Below are 252 nucleotides of genomic sequence, written 5' to 3' on the forward strand. Positions count from 1 at the left end.
TGTTAAGCTCGGTCATGGTGCTTGAAAATGGATGATTACCTGTACGGGATTTAGGATCAGGGAAATCCCATGCCAATTGTTTACCTGCACCAGGGTAACTACGACATTCATTATTAGCTTTTTCGCAAAGGGTAATAACATAATCGAAGTCTTTGCCAGCAAAAGTATGCAAGTGCTTAGACACTAAATCACCCGCATCAATACCAAAGCGAGTAATAGCCTCAATAGTTCGAACATCGACTTGCTCTGGCG

General features: G+C 42.5%; 1 protein-coding gene. It reads right to left on the bottom strand.

Going from position 1 to position 252, the window contains the following annotated elements:
- A partial coding sequence (locus AAEZ02_RS23055; protein ID WP_502959618.1) for an arsenate reductase/protein-tyrosine-phosphatase family protein occupies window positions 1–252 on the bottom strand: 252 nt, incomplete at both ends.

The organism is Shewanella sp. T24-MNA-CIBAN-0130, from assembly GCF_040310185.1.
Taxonomy (GTDB): Bacteria; Pseudomonadota; Gammaproteobacteria; order Enterobacterales; family Shewanellaceae; genus Shewanella; species Shewanella psychromarinicola.